Raw genomic sequence first — 16,190 nt, forward strand, 5'->3', positions numbered from 1 at the left:
CTTGAACCGTGTTCAGGCCATCGCGGCCATGAGTTCGCGCCCGATCAGCATGCGGCGGATTTCAGACGTTCCGGCTCCGATTTCCATCAGTTTTGCGTCACGAAACAGACGACTGACGACGCTGTCATTGAGGAAACCGGCGCCACCCAGCGCCTGAACGGCCTGATGGGCCTGGACCATCGCCTGCTCGCTGGCATAAAGCACCGCTCCGGCTGCGTCCTGTCGCGTCACCTCGCCACGATCACAGGCCTTCGCCACCTCATAGACATAGGCACGCGCCGTGTTGAGCGCGACATACATGTCGGCGATCTTGCCCTGCATCAGCTGGAAGTTTCCGACCGGCTGCCCGAACTGTTCCCGCGTTGATATATACGGCATCACTTCATCAAGGCAGGCAGCCATGATGCCTAGCCCGATACCGGCCAGAACCACGCGTTCGAAATCAAGGCCGGACATCAGCACACGGACACCCCTGCCCTCCTCGCCCAGCACGTTTTCAAAAGGAACCTCGACATCATCGAAGATCAGTTCGGCCGTATTGGAGCCCCGCATGCCGAGCTTGTCGAAATGCGGGCTGGTCGAAAACCCCTTCATGCTCTTTTCGACGATGAAGGCGGTGATGCCCTTCGATCCGGCATCCGGATCGGTCTTGGCATAGACCACCAGGGTATCGGCATCCGGACCATTGGTGATCCAGTATTTGTTGCCCTTCAGCACATAATAGCCGTTGCGCTTGTCGGCCTTCAGCTTCATCGACACGACATCCGAACCAGCGCCCGGCTCGGACATGGCCAGCGCGCCAACATGTTCTCCCGAAACGAGCCCCGGCAGGTATTTCCGTTTCTGCTCGTCCGACCCATTGAGCTTGATCTGATTGACGCAGAGATTGGAATGGGCGCCATAGGACAGACTGACGGAGGCGGATGCGCGGGCGATCTCTTCCACCGCAACCGTATGGGCAAGATAGCCCATACCGGCACCGCCATAGTCTTCACTGACCGTGATCCCGAGAAGGCCAAGCTCCCCCATCTCTTTCCACAGGCTGTTGGGAAAGCTGTTGCTTCGATCCACCTCGGCGGCAATCGGCTTCAGCCTTTCCTGGGCCCAGGCGTGTACCATCTCCCTGAGCGCTGCGACATCGTCGCCAAGATCGAAGCGCATAGTGGCATGAAACATGAAATCCTCCTCATTTCGGCGCCATGCGCAGCGCCCCATCCAGCCGGATGACCTCGCCATTCAGCATGGCATTTTCGATGATATGTCTGACCAGTGCTGCATATTCCGAGGGCTCTCCCAGGCGCGACGGAAACGGAACTGATGCACCAAGCGAATCCTGCACTTCCTGCGGCATCGCGGCCATCATCGGCGTTTTGAAGATGCCCGGAGCAATCGTCAATACGCGGATTCCATGGCGGGCGAGATCCCGGGCCATCGGCAGGGTCATGCCGGCAACGCCCGCCTTCGAGGCAGAATAGGCAACCTGACCCATCTGGCCGTCGAAGGCCGCAACGGACGCTGTATTGACAATGACACCGCGCTCTCCACCGGCATTGGGCGCCGACTTCGCAATGGCAGAAGCGGCAAGGCGCGCCATGTTGAAGGTGCCGACAAGATTGATCGACACGGTACGAGCAAAACTCTCCAGTCTGTGGGGACCGTCCCGACCGAGAACCTTCTCGCCCGGCGCAACACCGGCACAGTTGATCAGACCATTGAGACCGCCAAAGACCTCTTCAGCGAGCTGGACCGCAGCCTTCGCATCCTCTTCGCTGACAACATCGGTTTTGTGAAAACGGACCCGGCTGCCAAGCCTCTCGGCAGCAGACTGTCCGGCATCCTGATCGCGATCGGCGATGACGACATTGGCGCCAGCTTCAGCCAGCATTTGCGCAGTCGCTGCACCAAGCCCCGATGCCGCGCCGGTGACGATGAAAGTCTTGTCGGCAATTTCCATGATGTGTCATTCCTTGGTTGAGCGGCGGCAGCCGCTAGAAGGGAGATCAAGCCAGTCCTTTTGCGGCTTACGGAAGACCCTCTATCATTCGAAGTCATGCTCATGTCTCGGCCAAAACCGAACGTGCGATGATGAGACGCATGATTTCATTGGTGCCTTCCAGAATCTGATGAACGCGCAAATCACGGACGATTTTCTCGACACCATAGTTGGCAAGATAGCCATAACCCCCATGAAGCTGCAGTGCCCGGTTGGCAACATCGAAGCCACTATCGGTCACATGTTTCTTGGCCATGGCGCAAAGCCTTGTGGCCTCGGCAGATCCGCCATCAAGGGCTGAGGCCGCGCGCCAAAGGAACGTGCGCGCCACCTCGATGTCCGTCGCCATTTCTGCAATGACAAACTGCAGGGCCTGGAAGTCGTTGAGCTTCTGGCCGAATGCCTTTCGCTCCGCCGTATAGGCGATAGCCCTGTCGAATGCCGATTGAGCTCCACCCAGCGAACAGGCGGCAATCGAGGTCCGCCCGCCATCCAGCGCCTCCATCGCAAGCTTGAAACCGGCTCCTTCAGGACCGAGCATCGCATCCGAACGCACCCGCACCCGATCGAGCATCACGGTTCGCGTCGGCTGCGCATTCCAACCCATCTTCTTCTCATTGGCACCGAAACCCAGACCGGTCGCTCCCTGCTCCACCAGAAAGGCGGAAATGCCCCTGGGCCCGGGACCGCCGCTGCGGGCCATGACCACATAGAGATCGGTGGCGCCGGCGCCGGAAATGAACATCTTCTGGCCGGTCAGCAGATAGTCGTCCCCGTCGCGTTCGGCCCGCGTGGTCAGGGCTGCCGCGTCCGAACCGCATGCCGGCTCGGTCAGGCAATAGGAGGCAAGTATCTGGCCGCTACACAGGCTCGGCAGATAGGTCTCCTTCTGGCGCGCGCTGCCATGCTTGTCGATCATGGTCGCAACCATGTTGTGGATCGAGAGATAGGCAGAGAAGGCCGCGCATCCCTTCGCGAGCGCCTCATAGACGAGCACGGCGTCCAGGCGTCCGAGGGCCGAACCACCGTAATTCTCTGCCACCATGATGCCACCGAGTCCAAGGCCTGCAGCCTTGCGGATGACATCAACGGGAAAATGCTTGTTCTCATCCCAGTCGAGCGCATGCGGTGCGATTTCGTCGCGGGCAAAGCTCTCGGCCATGTCCCGGATAGCAAGCTGCTCATCGGTCAGCGAGAAATCCATCAGGTCAGTCCATTCTCTCGATCGCAATGGCGGTGGCTTCTCCACCACCGATGCAGACACTGGCCACTCCTCGTTTGGCACTCCGCTCGTCAAGTGCGGCAAGAAGCGTTACCAGGATCCGGGCACCCGATGCGCCGATGGGATGGCCGAGCGCACAGGCTCCTCCATTGACATTGACCTTGTCAGCCGGGAGACCGAGATCGCGCATCGCAGCCATGGCCACAACCGCGAATGCCTCGTTGATCTCGTAGAGATCGACGCTACCTGCCGACCATCCGATCTTGTCGAAGAGCTTTTTCATGGCCCCGACAGGAGCGGTGGGAAAAAGACGAGGCTCGCTGGCAAAACTCGTATGTCCCACGATCCGGGCAAGTGGTTTGAGGCCATGTTTTTCGGCCTCTCTGCCTGTCATCAGAACCAGCGCAGCGCCGCCATCGCTGATCGATGAGGAATTGGCGGCTGTCACTGTCCCGTCCGGGCGAAAGGCGGGTTTCAGATACGGGATCTTCTCCGGGCGGGCATTGGCGGCCTGTTCGTCAGTGGAAACAAGCGTCTCTCCAGCCCTTGATGTGACCGACACCGGAGCGACTTCGTGCGCAAAGCGTCCCGCGGCGATTGCCGCCATGGCGCGTGAAAGCGATCTGAGCGCATAGTCATCCTGGGCCTCGCGCGTAAACTGGTAGGCTTCAGCGCAGTTCTCGGCAAATGTCCCCATGAGACGCCCCTTCTCATAGGCATCCTCCAGTCCGTCGAGAAACATGTGATCGATCACGCGGCCATGGCCCATCCGATAACCGCTTCTTGCCCGATCCAGAAGGAAGGGCGCGTTTGACATGCTTTCCATTCCACCGGCGACAACAATGCCAGCCTCATTGGAAAGGATGGCGTCATGCGCCATCATGACGGTCTTCATGCCCGAGCCACACATCTTGTTGACCGTCGTGGCAGGCGTCGAAACCGGCAATCCCGCGCAAAGCGCTGCCTGCCGGGCGGGTGCCTGCCCTTGCCCTGCAGAAAGCACGCAGCCCATCAGAACCTCATCCACATCCGATGCGGCAATACCAGCGCGTTGAAGGGCCGCAGATATGGAAACAGCACCCAGTTCGGCCGCGCTCTTGCCGGCCAGCGCGCCTTGAAAACCACCCATCGGTGTGCGGGCGGCACCGACGATCACCACCTCAGTCTTCATGTCATTCTCCTGCACGCCGAGGAAGCCAGTTACGCATAGCCCTGCCTTCAGTCATAGCTGCGGCGATCTTCAATGACCTTGCCATCATTCGGCAGGGCGCCCGGCGGAACAAGTTCGACCAGACCCCGCATTTTCAGCGTGGCGACAACGCTCTGCTCATAGAGGGCCGGATTGGTCGCACGCGTTTCGATCTGGACTGTCATGATGTCCATCTCGCCCTCGCGACTTGCCACCACTCGCGCACGAGCAATCTCGTCATGGCGTGCAACAAGCTGGGCTACCTGCTCGGGTCTGACAAACATGCCCTTGATCTTGGTGGTCTGGTCAGCCCGCCCCATCCAGCCCTTGATCCGGCGGTTGGTGCGTCCGCAGGGACTTGTTCCCGGCAGGATTGCCGAGAGGTCTCCCGTTGCAAATCGTATCAGCGGGTAGTCCGGATTGAGGGAGGTTACGACAACCTCGCCCACTTCGCCGTCGGGCACTGGTCGATCGGACCCCGGCCTGACAATCTCCACGATCACGCCCTCATCCATGATGAGGCCTTCCATGGCAGGCGATTCATAGGCAATATTGCCGAGATCAGCCGTTGCATAGACCTGAAGGCACATTATCCCGCGATCGGCATAATACTGGCGAAGGCTGGGGAACAGAGCACCACCGGAGACTGCAGCGCGACTGATCTTCAACGTCTCACCCAGTTCATCCGCTTTTTCCAGAATGACCTTCAGGTAATCCGGCGTACCCGCATAAACCGTGGTGCCAATATCGCTGGCGGCACGAACCTGCAATTCGGTCTGTCCCGTTCCCGCAGGCAGCACCGCCGCGCCCACGGCGCGTGCGCCATTTTCAAAGATCATGCCAGCCGGGGTGAGGTGATAGCCAAAACAATTGTGAACGATGTCACCGCGGCCCACCCCGAGGCCATGCAGGAAACGACCCATGCGCCACCAGTCATGGCTGACACCGCCCGGCTCGTAGATGGGTCCCGGCGACTGGAAATAGTGAACAACATCACCGATCGGCAAATTGCCGAAAGGGGGTCGCTCTTTCTGGCGCTCGGTAAGTTCGGCTTTACGCAATACCGGCAGATCCGCCAGATCCGAAAGACGCGCAAGCCTTGCTTTGCCCTCGCGGTCGAGCAGGTCATTCAGACAGGCCAGCTGCTCGGCTTCGCGCTGGTCCTGGGAACGGGTTTCGAGATGATCGAAATGGCTCATGGTGAAAGTCCTTGCCTCTGCCGCCCTCATGCCAGCCACCGTTTGCGGCGACGATAGCTGCGGACGTCACGGAAGCTGTTGCGCCCCTTGTCCGACATGCCGAGATAGAATTCCTTGACGTCCGGGTTTTCCCGCAGGTCACTCGCCGGTCCATCCATGACCACGCGACCGCTTTCGAGAATGTAGCCGTAATGCGCATAGCGCAGCGCCACATTGGTGTTCTGCTCGGCCAGCAGGAAGGTGACGCCTTCCCCCTCGTTCACGGCCTTGACGATTTCGAAGATCTGTTCGACCAGTTGCGGCGCGAGCCCCATGCTTGGCTCGTCGAGCAGAACGGTTTCAGGACGGCTCATCAAGGCGCGGCCAATGGCGGTCATCTGCTGTTCGCCACCGGAGGTGTAGCCCGCCTGCGATTTGCGCCGGTCTTTCAGGCGCGGGAAATAGGCATAGACCATTTCAAGATCGCGCCGGATGTCTGCCTTGCTGTCACGTCTTGTATAGGCACCGGTCATCAGGTTTTCCTCGACCGTCAAATGTTCGAAGCAGTGGCGGCCCTCCATGACCTGGATGACCCCCCGCCGAACGAGATCGGCTGGCGACAGGTCCTGGACGCGATCACCGCGATAGTGGATCGATCCCTTGGTCACTTCACCGCGTTCTGACTTCAACAGGTTGGAGATCGCCTTGAGCGTCGTCGTCTTGCCGGCCCCATTGCCCCCCAGAAGGGCTGTGATCCCGCGATGCGGCACGCTGAGGCTCACCCCCTTCAGCACGAGGATGACGTGATTGTAGATCACCTCGATATTGTTGACCTCCAGCAAGGCCCCATTCGTGTTCATCGCATTCTGCATGACTGTCGTCCCGACGTGAGGTTTCGACTGCCCCGGCAGGTGCCGGGACAGTCTTTTGCTTAGTTGCAGCGTTCGGTGATGTTGTTTTCCTTGGCGAAAGCCTGGGAGTCTTCGAGAACCAAAGGCACGAGAACTTCGTCATCAGGCGCAATGAAATCCGTCAGCAGGTTCCATTTCTTTGCGGATGCATCCCATTGCTGGATCAGTGCTGCGCCCGGCCCGCCATGGTCCGCGCAGGTCGCCTTGAATGGCTGGCCGAATTTCGGCAGACCAAGTTCTTCCATGCGTGCTTCGGTGATTTCGAGTTCTTCAAATCCGTTGCGAAGATCGGCTGCGGTAATCGACGACTTACCCGTCATCTCCTGCGCCTTGCGGATTGCCTCGGAAATGACCAGGGCTGCATACATGCCGCGGGAATAGAGAACCGAGCCAAACTGGTCGCCAGCGCCACTCGCCTTGCCCGCATCGATCACGTATTTCTTCAGGTCGTCATAGACCGGATAGTCCATGCCGGTGCCATGCATGGCGAGCGACTTATAGCCATTGGCCTGCATGCCGACGGGAGCCACATCAATCTCTGCGCCGGACCACCAGGCTCCGATGAAGTTCTCCATCGGATAGTTGATATTGGCAGCTTCCTGTATTGCGACTGCATTCATCACGCCCCAGCCCCACATCAGCACATAGTCCGGCTTTTCCCGGCGGATCTGCAGCCACTGGCTTTTTTGCTCCTGTCCGGGATGGTCGACCGGGATTTCAAGCAGTTCATAGCCATGCTTCTTGGAGAGTTCCGTCAGTGTGCGGATTGGCTCCTTTCCATAGGCGGAATTGTGATAAAGCAGGGCGACTTTCTTGCCGCTCAGGTCTCCACCATTTTCTTCCAGCAGATAACGGATGGCGACGCTGGCTGCGTCCCAGTAATTGGCTGGATAGTTGAAGACCCATTCAAACACCTTGCCATTGGCAGCGGACGTACGACCATAGCCAGGTGTATAGAGAGGAATGCCATCGGCAGCGCTTTTCGGGATCAGCTGATAGGTGATGCCGGTCGAAAGCGGATTGTAGACCAGAGCGCCGCCGCCCTTGGTCGCTTCATAGCATTCCACACCCTTTTCCGTGTTATAGGCGGTTTCGCATTCGCGGATCACGACCTTCTCGCCACCAATGCCGCCATCGCGCTCATTCAGCAGAGTGAAATAGTCATTGAAGCCATCGGCATAGGGAATGCCGCCCGGCGCATAGGGCCCGGTCCGATAGGACAGGTTCGGCACAATCAGATCGGCAGAAGCCGGCACGCTGGTCATCAGCATGGTCGCTGCCGCTAAGGCTGCAAGCGTCTTTTTCATCTCATTTCCTCCCAGACAAAGATGATTTCAGGTTTTAACCGCAGCTCCTCCACCGCGGCATTCACGTTTCGCCCAACCCTCAATGCGGGAAAGGCCACAAGCGCAGTTTCTCCTTGGCGACGCGCCAGAGCTGGTTCAGCCCATGTGGCTCGACGATCAGGAAGAAGATGATCAGACCACCGACAATCATCAGCTCGATATGCGCGGCGAGGTCTGTTGCCCAGCCAAGCTGGCCAACCAGAAAATTCTTCAAGAACACGGGCAACAGGACCAGGAAGGCCGCCCCCGCAAAGCTGCCGAAAATCGAGCCCAGCCCGCCGATGATGATCATGAACAGCACAAGGAAACTCTTCTGAATACCAAAGGCTTCGCCAACCTCGACAGCCCCCAGATAGACCGAGAAAAAGAGTGCTCCGGCGATGCCGATATAGAAGGACGAAACCGCAAAGGCCGAGAGCTTGGCGCTGAGCGGGTTCACCCCGATGATTTCTGCAGCGATATCCATGTCCCGGATCGCCATCCAGCGGCGGCCAACCGAGCCGCGCGTCAGGTTTCGGGCAAGCCAGGCCAGCGCAAAGAGGATCACCAGGCAGAACAGATATTTCGCCCAGGCCGGTGTATTGGCGCCTGTCACTGCAATGCCAAACAGCGTGCGTTCGGGCGCGGTGATCTGACCAGAGGCCGAGTAGTTGTAGAACCACGGAACCTTGTTGAAGAGCCAGACAAGGAAGAACTGGGCGGCAAGTGTTGCGACCGCCAGATAGAAGCCCTTTATGCGAAGGCTTGGCAGACCAAACAGCACGCCAACGCCGGCGGTGATAAAGCCGGCAAGGATGACATGCACGATGATCGGCACATCGGGCATGCCCGTCATCAGCTTGTAGCAGGCATAGGCACCGACCGCCATGAAGCCGCCTGTCCCCAGGCTGACCTGCCCGCAATAGCCGGTCAGTATGTTCAGACCGATTGCCGCAATCGCATAGATCAGGAAGGGCACGAAGACGGCATTGGCCCAGTAATCATTGATGAAGAAGGGAACCACGCCAAAGGCAATCGCCACGATGATGTAGTAGCGGATGCGGTCGAACTTGATCGGAAAGGTCTGGCTGTCGGCGACATAACTCGTCTTGAAATCACCGGCTTCACGATACAGCATGATCTCACACCCTTTCGATGATGCGTTCGCCAAACAGGCCCTGGGGCCGGAAGACGAGGAAGATGAGGGCCAGCACATAGGCGAACCAGTTTTCCGTCGCGCCGCCAACCAGTGGCCCGATGAAGAACTCGAAGAGTTTCTCGCCCATGCCGATGATCAACCCGCCGACAATTGCGCCCGGAATGGAGGTGAAGCCGCCCAGCATCAGGACCGGAAGCGCCTTCAGGGCAATCAGGGCCAGACTGAACTGCACGCCCGATTTCGAGCCCCACATGATGCCGGCGACAAGCGCCACAATGCCGGCAATCGACCAGACAAGCACCCAGATGAAGCGTAAGGAAATGCCGACCGATAGAGCCGCCTGATGATCGTCGGCGACGGCGCGCAAGGCACGGCCCTGCTTGGAATATTGCGAGAATAGGGTGAGCGAGAGAACGAGAAGAATGGCGACGATCGTTGCGACAATATCCAGACGATCGATGAAGAAGCCATAGCCGAACCACTCATAGGTCGTGGTCTCGATGCCTTCACTGATGCCCTTGGGCAGGCCGACATCCAGGCGCTTGATATCGGCACCCCACATCACGTCACCCAGACCTTCCAGGAAATAGGCAAGGCCGATGGTCGCCATGAAGAGGATGATCGGCTCCTGATTGACCAGGTGCTTGAGAATATAGCGTTCCACCAGGATCGCGAGCAGTGTCATGACCGCGACCGTAATCAGGATGGCGGCGATCGCCGGTACGGTGAAGCCGAAATGGTGGAAATTCGTACCGAAGACTGCGTTGATCAGATGGGCAAACGGCACCTGACCCTCCATGACACCGACGAGTGTCAAGGCGGCAAACAGGGCGAGCACCCCCTGGGCATAGTTAAAGATGCCGGAGGCCTTGAAGATGAGGACGAAACCAAGCGCGACAAGCGCATACATGACGCCGGCCATCAGTCCGTTCAGCATGACCTCGACGGCATAGAAGAATGTGTCAGGCATCAGGCCATCTCCCCTGCAGCTTGGATCCGCCTATTCATGTGCAACCCCCAGATAGGCGTCGATCACAGCCTGGTTGTTGCGCACTTCATCCGGCGTTCCGTCTCCGATCTTTCTGCCGTAATCCATCACGACGACACGGTCAGACAGGTCCATGACAACACCCATGTCATGCTCGATCAGGGCAATCGTGGTGCCGAACTCGTCGTTGACGTCGAGAATGAAGCGGCACATGTCCTCCTTCTCCTCGACATTCATGCCGGCCATCGGCTCATCGAGAAGCAGGAGTTTCGGCTCGGCAGCCAGGGCTCGGGCGAGTTCCACGCGCTTCTTCAAGCCATAGGGCAGTCTCCCGACCGGCGTCTTGCGGATTGCCGGGATTTCCAGGAAATCGATGATCTTCTCGACCTTCTCCCGATGAAGGGTTTCCTCCCGTTCTGCGGCACCCCACCAGAAGGCCTGACGGAACAGACCGGTCTTCATCAGGGTGAGACGACCGGTCATGATATTGTCGAGCACGCTCATGCCATCGAAGAGGGCAATGTTCTGGAAGGTCCGGGCAATGCCCTGACGCGCGACATCATAGGGCTTCATCTGCGGTCGGCGCGCGCCGCGGAACCAGACCTCGCCTTCCTGCGGGATGTAGAAGCCGGAAATGACATTGAGCATCGAGGATTTGCCCGCGCCATTGGGGCCGATGATCGAGCGGATCTCACCTTCGCGGATGTCGAAGCTGATATCCGTGATGGCCTTCACGCCGCCAAATCTGAGCGTAATGTTCTTCATCTCCATCAGGACGCCACCAATCCGGCGGCCATCCGACGTAACCGTGTCGTCGGTGACAGGAGCCAGCGCGTTCATGCGGCAGCCCTCCGCTCGATGGCCGGCAGGGTGGTCACATCGGCGATCTTCAGCGTCGCCTTCAACACTCCCTTGCGACCATCTTCATAGGTCACTTCCGTTTCGGTGCTGATCGTTGTCGAGCCATCGTAAAGGGCGGCGATCAGATCGGCATATTTCTGCTCGATGATGTTGCGGCGGACCTTGCGCGTGCGGGTCAGCTCACCGTCATCGGCATCGAGCTCCTTATGCAGGATCAGGAAACGATGGATCTGGCAGCCGGCAAGCATGCTATCGGCGGCAACGGAGCGGTTCACCTCCTCGACATGGCCACGGATCATGTCATAGACCTGTGGATGTGCGGCGAGCTCCTGATAACTGGAATAGGCGATATTGTTGCGTTCCGCCCAGTTTCCGACCGCAGTCAGGTCTATATTGATGAAGGCGCTGCAGCGATCACGTCCGGCTCCGAAGACCACGGCTTCGAGAATGTTTGGATAGAATTTCAGCTTGTTCTCGACATATTTGGGGGCAAACAGATTGCCATCCGCCATCCGGCCAACATCCTTGGCGCGGTCGATGATGCGCAGATGCCCGGTGTCGGGCTCGAAGAAGCCGGCATCGCCTGTCGCGACCCATCCTTCCGCATCCTTGGTCGAAGAGGTGCTTTCCGGGTTCTTGAAATACTCGACAAACGTGCCGGGGCTTCGGTAGAAGACCTCACCCGTCTCGGCGATCTTGACCTCGACACCCGGCGAGGGCACACCCACCGTATCGGAGCGGACTTCGCCATCCGGCTGCTGCGTGATGAAGACGCTGGCTTCCGTCTGTCCGTAAAGCTGTTTGAGATTGATGCCGAGCGCACGATAGAAATCGAAGATTTCCGGCCCGATGGCCTCGCCGGCTGTATAGCCCACCCGGATGCGGCTGTAGCCAAGCGTGTTCTTCAAGGGGCCGTAGATGACAAGATCGCCGAGCCAGTACTTCAATCGATCGATCAGCGAGACCGGCTTGCCATCGAGGATGGCCGGGCCGACCTTGCGGGCATGGTCCATGAAGATGCGGAAGAGCCATTGCTTGGTGGGCGCCGCGTCTTCCATCCGGATCATCACATTGGTCAGCTGTCCCTCGAAGACACGCGGCGGCGCGAAGAAATAGGTCGGACCGATTTCTCTCAGATCGGTCATCATGGTTTCGGCACTTTCGGGGCAATTGACGCAGAAGCCGGCCCACATCGCCTGCCCCATGGAGAAGATGAAATCTCCGACCCAGGCCATGGGCAGATATGCCAGGATCTCCTCCGAAGACCCCAGCCTGTCGAATTCGCATGTGCTGCGGGCGGTTTCGATGATGTTGCGGTTGGAAAGAACCACACCCTTGGGCTTGCCGGTCGTGCCGGAGGTGTAGAGCATGACGCAGGCATCGTCATAGGTCAGCGCCGCAATACGGCGATCCAGTTCCGCTTCAAAGCGGTGATGGCCAGCCCGGCCCTCGCTCACGACATCAGCCAGCGCGTTCAGACGGGAATGGTCGTATTTGCGCATGCCGCGCTTGTCGACATAGACGACCTGATCAATGCACTTGATACGTTCCTGAACCTCGATGACCTTGTCGACCTGTTCCTGATCGCCACAGACGACGAAACGCGCACCACAGTGCTCGAGCACATATTCAGCCTCATCCGCGACCGCATCCTGATAGAGTGGCACTGGCACTGCACCACACATCTGGGCGGCGACGAGAGACCAATAGAGTGAAGGCCGATTGCGCCCGACGACTGCAACAAAATCGCCTCGCTTCAGTCCGAGCGCCAGAAGACCCATGGCGAGGGCACGTGTTTCGGCATGCGCCTCTTCCCATGTCCAGGACTGCCAAATCCCGAATTCCTTCTCGCGATAGGCAATGCGTCGCGGAAGCTCGCGTGCATTGCGCGCCATCAAAGCTGGAATGGACGTGAGACCCGATACGGGCTCTCGCTCGGTCATGGATTTCCTCCCCTTGAACCCCATTCGGGCATGAGCTTGGCCGATCTTTTTCGCCGGCCTTTTGTTCATGTTCGTAGCTTTGCGGGGAAGCGTTTCGTCAGTTTTTCCAAAACCTAACAAATTGTAACAGCCTTGGATTGCCTCTTTCCGGATGCATGTTCGAATGGTAGCGATAGGTCAGGGAGAATTCGGATGCCATTGTCCGAGGAGGAGCATAACAGCCTCATGCGTACGGGGCTGAATCTGATCAGTCAGGCGTTGTCGATCTTCGACAGCGAGCTCAAACTTGTTGTCTGCAATCGCCGCTATCAGGAAATGTTCGACCTGCCACCCGCTTATGTTGCGGCCGGTGTGAGCTTCGAAGAGACGATCCGGCTCCTTGTCCAACGGGGCGAATATGGCCCTGTGGACGATGAAGAAAAAGCGGTCCAGACCCGGGTCAAGGCGGCCCGCGCCTTCGTGCCCCATTACATGGAGCGACTGCGATCAAATGGTCGATGGGTCTCGGTCGAAGGTTTTCCGCTGCCGCAGGGCGGATGGGTGACCGTCTATACCGACATTACGGAAGTGCGGATCCAGCAGCAGATGCTGCGCACCCGCTCTGCCGAGCTTTCCGAGCAGCTCTTGTCGAATACCGAGCGTCTGTCTGAAACCATCCGAGAACTTTCCGCCGCAAACACAGCCATCGAAACCGCCAAGAGCCAACTGGCGGAAATGGAGGCACGGACGCGTCTGACGACAGAAATGATGCCGGCGCATATTGCCCATGTCGACCGGAGCCTGCGTTACACCTACACCAACAGGCGCCTGTCGTCCCTCATTCCGGGACGCCCATCCCAGATCATCGGCATGACCGGTCTGGAAGCATTGGGCGAAGCCTCATTTTCCCGCATCAAGCCCCATCTGTTGCGGGCGCTTGCCGGAGAAGCGTCTGTCTGCGAGTTTACCGACGAGGAGACGGGACGCCGCATCCGCACTGCATTCAACCCCGATCGGATCGACGACGGACCTATCAACGGGGTCTATATCCTGTCGACCGACATAACCGAAGAAAGCCAGGTGCGGGCTGCCGTGCTACAGACACGGAAACGAGAACTGGCCGCCCAGCTGACATCTGGTCTGGCACATGACTTCGCCAATCTCTTGACGATCATACTTGGCCTTCAGACGCGTCTGGAACAGATGGACCTGCCGCCAGGGGCAGCAGAACTGGTTGGTCCGACCCTGGCTGCAGCGCGCCGCGGCGGAATTCTGATTGACCGAATTTCTTCAATCTCGGGTCAGAAGGAACAGCGGCACGAGGCAGTCGACATAAAGCTGTTGTTGAAGGACTTGCAGATGCTGGCCGGGCCTGTCCTTCCTGACCATATCCGGCTCGACATCGAGAACACTGATGTTCTCAAACCCTTGATACTGGATGCCGGCGCGCTGCAGGATTCGCTGTTGAACCTCATCCTCAACGCCAAGGATGCGATTGGCACCGAAGCCGGTGTGATCAGGATTCGCGCGCGCCGTGTTCACGATACCTGGATCGAGTTTTCAGTCACCGATACCGGGTCGGGATTTTCTCCCCAGGCTCTTGCCCATGCCTTCGACCCGTTCTTCACGACGAAAGGCGGTGAGGGTTCGGGCCTCGGGCTTTCGATGGTCTATGATCAGGCAACGATTGCCGGTGGCACTGTGCGTCTGGAGAACCGGGCAGACGGCGGTGCGCGGGTCGAATTGCGTCTTCCCTATCGCGAGGCGCCCGCGTCCGATCAACAGCATCTCATACTGCTGGTGGAAGACAATCATGAAATCCGCGAGGCCGTCAGAGACATGCTCCGGTCGCTCGGCCATTCGGTTGTAGAGGCCACCAGTGCAGACGAGGCCGAGCGCATGATCACGATACCGGGTCTTGGCCTTGTGCTCACCGATCTCAATCTGAAAGGGGAGCGCAACGGGCTCGAACTGGCTGAGAACCTGCACGGAACACAACGTCTCCCTGTTGGGGTGATGACCTCGTTACCCGCTTCGGCACCGCTGCGACAAGCAGCCGAAAGCCGCTATCCTCTATTACCCAAACCCTTCGATGACCGGGCGCTGGCCCGCTTCATTCCCAGAGTGGTCGGATGACAGAGCCCCTTATTGCCATTCTCGATGATGAACCGGAAATCCGCAACGTGCTGGCCGAGGCCTTGAGCGAGGCCGGTTTTCGAACGATGACCTTCGGTCGGGCAAGCGAATTCGAGGCGTCCCTCAAACGCTGCGTACCGGATGTCTGTCTGGTCGACCTCGGTCTGCCGGATCGCGACGGCCTCCTTCTCGTGCATCGGCTGGCACTCGATTCCGGAGCCGCCATCATCATCATATCCGGTCGCGCCCAGGTGCAAGACCGGGTGATGGGGCTTGAGCTCGGAGCCGACGACTATATCATCAAGCCCTTCGAACCGGCTGAGATCGTCGCACGGGTAAGGGCGCGGTTGCGCAAGGCAAGACAAGCCTCCGAGCGCACGACCCAGATTGCCCGCTTTGACGGATGGACAGCCCTTTTTGACAGCTACACCCTTGTTTCGGACACTGGCGAACAGGTATCTTTTTCAAATGCCGAAGGCCAGGTGCTCAGGCTGTTTCTCGAGCGACCGCATCGGCTGATTTCCCGCATACAGATGCAGGAGGCGCTGGGCGGTGCAGCTGGCGAAAGCTTTGATCGCGCCATGGATGTGCGCATTTCGCGGCTCAGGACCAAGCTCGGGGAAGATCCGAAAAACCCGGCCCTGATCAAGACGATCTACGGAGCCGGATATATTTTTCTCGGCGATGTCCGCTGGGAATAACAAGGGCATATCCCGTTGGATCACATCGCACGAGATTGCGATTGCGTCAGAGCCAATTCTGTCTCAATCGATCAGGGTTGATCACTCGCCGGCAAATGGCTGCAAATCGAACCGGAACATAATTCTCGCAACCGTGTTCGGACCAAATCTGACATCCGATAGCGGGGATAATGCATGCCGACACCACTTGGACTCGTGCGCGGGCTGGGCAGCGGAAAGACGGGCACCGACGTCTTCATCCGGGAGCGGATCAGCGGCTTGTTGCTGTTCTTTCTTGTTCCCTATCTGATGATCGCCCTGATCCCTGTCTTCGGCGAACCATATCCGGTGGTCTTGGAACGGATAGGATCCCTGTGGGTGGGACCGCCGCTGATCGCTTTCCTGCTCATCAACGCAACCCATATGGCGATGGGCATGCGGGTGATCATCGAAGACTATGTCCATGCCCGGATGCTGAAATATGCGCTTCTCATCCTCAACTGGGCCTTCAGCTGGGGATGTGCACTGATTGCAGCACTTGCCGTCATCCGCATCATGTTCCTTGTTGTCCGGATTTGAGACTGAAATCAGAACCGGGCGAGGCAAGCCGGATGACAACAGCGAAA

Annotated in this window: 14 protein-coding genes; 3 read left to right on the plus strand and 11 right to left on the minus strand. The window is 58.6% G+C overall.

The genetic code is table 11. The features are described from left to right. Positions 1-12 precede the first annotated feature (12 nt). The 11 genes from FE840_RS20200 to FE840_RS20250 form a co-directional block, all read right to left on the minus strand. Positions 13-1,176 (minus strand): isovaleryl-CoA dehydrogenase, encoded by a 1,164-nt coding sequence (locus FE840_RS20200; protein WP_138287644.1) that lies wholly within the window; start codon positions 1,174-1,176, stop codon positions 13-15. 10 nt (positions 1,177-1,186) lie between these two features. Continuing rightward, positions 1,187-1,954, minus strand: a complete 768-nt coding sequence (locus tag FE840_RS20205) for a 3-hydroxyacyl-CoA dehydrogenase (protein ID WP_138287643.1) — start codon at positions 1,952-1,954, stop codon at positions 1,187-1,189. Between the two features lie 100 nt (positions 1,955-2,054). Next, positions 2,055-3,197 carry an acyl-CoA dehydrogenase family protein gene (locus FE840_RS20210; protein WP_138287717.1) on the minus strand — a complete coding sequence of 381 codons (1,143 nt, stop codon included), beginning with the start codon at positions 3,195-3,197 and terminating at the stop codon, positions 2,055-2,057. Between the two features lie 4 nt (positions 3,198-3,201). Beyond that, complete coding sequence (locus FE840_RS20215; RefSeq protein ID WP_138287642.1) at positions 3,202-4,386, minus strand: acetyl-CoA C-acyltransferase; 1,185 nt, start codon at positions 4,384-4,386, stop codon at positions 3,202-3,204. A gap of 47 nt (positions 4,387-4,433) precedes the next feature. Further along, positions 4,434-5,603, minus strand: a complete 1,170-nt coding sequence (locus tag FE840_RS20220; protein ID WP_138287641.1) for a phenylacetate--CoA ligase family protein — start codon at positions 5,601-5,603, stop codon at positions 4,434-4,436. 26 nt (positions 5,604-5,629) lie between these two features. Continuing rightward, the gene (locus FE840_RS20225) at positions 5,630-6,454 is read right to left on the minus strand and encodes an ABC transporter ATP-binding protein (RefSeq protein ID WP_138287640.1); all 825 of its coding nucleotides are present in this window, start codon (positions 6,452-6,454) and stop codon (positions 5,630-5,632) included. 59 nt (positions 6,455-6,513) lie between these two features. After that, positions 6,514-7,800: an ABC transporter substrate-binding protein gene (locus FE840_RS20230; RefSeq protein WP_138287639.1), complete on the minus strand. Its 1,287-nt coding sequence runs from the start codon at positions 7,798-7,800 to the stop codon at positions 6,514-6,516. Between the two features lie 79 nt (positions 7,801-7,879). Next, positions 7,880-8,956, minus strand: coding sequence for a branched-chain amino acid ABC transporter permease (locus FE840_RS20235; RefSeq protein ID WP_138287638.1), 1,077 nt, complete (start codon positions 8,954-8,956; stop codon positions 7,880-7,882). 4 nt (positions 8,957-8,960) lie between these two features. Then, entirely contained in the window at positions 8,961-9,947 is a 987-nt protein-coding gene (locus FE840_RS20240; RefSeq protein WP_138287637.1) for a branched-chain amino acid ABC transporter permease, read from the minus strand. Positions 9,948-9,977: 30 nt separating this feature from the next. After that, positions 9,978-10,805, minus strand: coding sequence for an ABC transporter ATP-binding protein (locus FE840_RS20245; protein ID WP_138287636.1), 828 nt, complete (start codon positions 10,803-10,805; stop codon positions 9,978-9,980). Continuing rightward, complete coding sequence (locus FE840_RS20250) at positions 10,802-12,769, minus strand: AMP-binding protein (RefSeq protein ID WP_138287635.1); 1,968 nt, start codon at positions 12,767-12,769, stop codon at positions 10,802-10,804. Before FE840_RS20250 ends, FE840_RS20245 begins: the two co-directional genes overlap by 4 nt. A gap of 192 nt (positions 12,770-12,961) precedes the next feature. Here FE840_RS20250 and FE840_RS20255 point away from each other — a divergent pair, with 192 nt between their 5' ends. From FE840_RS20255 to sdhD, 3 genes are all read left to right on the plus strand, one after another. Next, positions 12,962-14,884, plus strand: coding sequence for a PAS-domain containing protein (locus FE840_RS20255; RefSeq protein ID WP_138287634.1), 1,923 nt, complete (start codon positions 12,962-12,964; stop codon positions 14,882-14,884). Then, a complete protein-coding gene (locus FE840_RS20260; RefSeq protein WP_138287633.1) occupies positions 14,881-15,585 on the plus strand; it encodes a response regulator transcription factor in 705 nt (234 codons plus the stop codon). The genes FE840_RS20255 and FE840_RS20260 overlap by 4 nt, the downstream gene beginning before the upstream one ends. A 174-nt stretch (positions 15,586-15,759) precedes the next feature. Next, positions 15,760-16,143: a succinate dehydrogenase, hydrophobic membrane anchor protein gene (gene sdhD / locus FE840_RS20265; RefSeq protein ID WP_138287632.1), complete on the plus strand. Its 384-nt coding sequence runs from the start codon at positions 15,760-15,762 to the stop codon at positions 16,141-16,143. Positions 16,144-16,190 lie beyond the last annotated feature (47 nt).

It is taken from the genome of Peteryoungia desertarenae, assembly GCF_005860795.2.
GTDB lineage: Bacteria > Pseudomonadota > Alphaproteobacteria > Rhizobiales > Rhizobiaceae > Allorhizobium > Allorhizobium desertarenae.

Excerpts from the sequence above, each read along its gene's own strand:
- FE840_RS20210 (WP_138287717.1), bottom strand. The coding sequence starts at position 3,197 with ATGGATTTCTCGCTGACCGATGAGCAGCTTGCTATCCGGGACATGGCC.
- FE840_RS20205 (WP_138287643.1), bottom strand. The coding sequence starts at position 1,954 with ATGGAAATTGCCGACAAGACTTTCATCGTCACCGGCGCGGCATCGGGG.
- FE840_RS20250 (WP_138287635.1), bottom strand. The coding sequence starts at position 12,769 with ATGACCGAGCGAGAGCCCGTATCGGGTCTCACGTCCATTCCAGCTTTG.
- FE840_RS20245 (WP_138287636.1), bottom strand. The coding sequence starts at position 10,805 with ATGAACGCGCTGGCTCCTGTCACCGACGACACGGTTACGTCGGATGGC.
- FE840_RS20235 (WP_138287638.1), bottom strand. The coding sequence starts at position 8,956 with ATGCTGTATCGTGAAGCCGGTGATTTCAAGACGAGTTATGTCGCCGAC.
- FE840_RS20260 (WP_138287633.1), top strand. The coding sequence starts at position 14,881 with ATGACAGAGCCCCTTATTGCCATTCTCGATGATGAACCGGAAATCCGC.
- FE840_RS20240 (WP_138287637.1), bottom strand. The coding sequence starts at position 9,947 with ATGCCTGACACATTCTTCTATGCCGTCGAGGTCATGCTGAACGGACTG.
- FE840_RS20255 (WP_138287634.1), top strand. The coding sequence starts at position 12,962 with ATGCCATTGTCCGAGGAGGAGCATAACAGCCTCATGCGTACGGGGCTG.
- FE840_RS20200 (WP_138287644.1), bottom strand. The coding sequence starts at position 1,176 with ATGTTTCATGCCACTATGCGCTTCGATCTTGGCGACGATGTCGCAGCG.
- FE840_RS20225 (WP_138287640.1), bottom strand. The coding sequence starts at position 6,454 with ATGCAGAATGCGATGAACACGAATGGGGCCTTGCTGGAGGTCAACAAT.
- FE840_RS20220 (WP_138287641.1), bottom strand. The coding sequence starts at position 5,603 with ATGAGCCATTTCGATCATCTCGAAACCCGTTCCCAGGACCAGCGCGAA.
- FE840_RS20215 (WP_138287642.1), bottom strand. The coding sequence starts at position 4,386 with ATGAAGACTGAGGTGGTGATCGTCGGTGCCGCCCGCACACCGATGGGT.
- FE840_RS20230 (WP_138287639.1), bottom strand. The coding sequence starts at position 7,800 with ATGAAAAAGACGCTTGCAGCCTTAGCGGCAGCGACCATGCTGATGACC.
- sdhD (WP_138287632.1), top strand. The coding sequence starts at position 15,760 with ATGCCGACACCACTTGGACTCGTGCGCGGGCTGGGCAGCGGAAAGACG.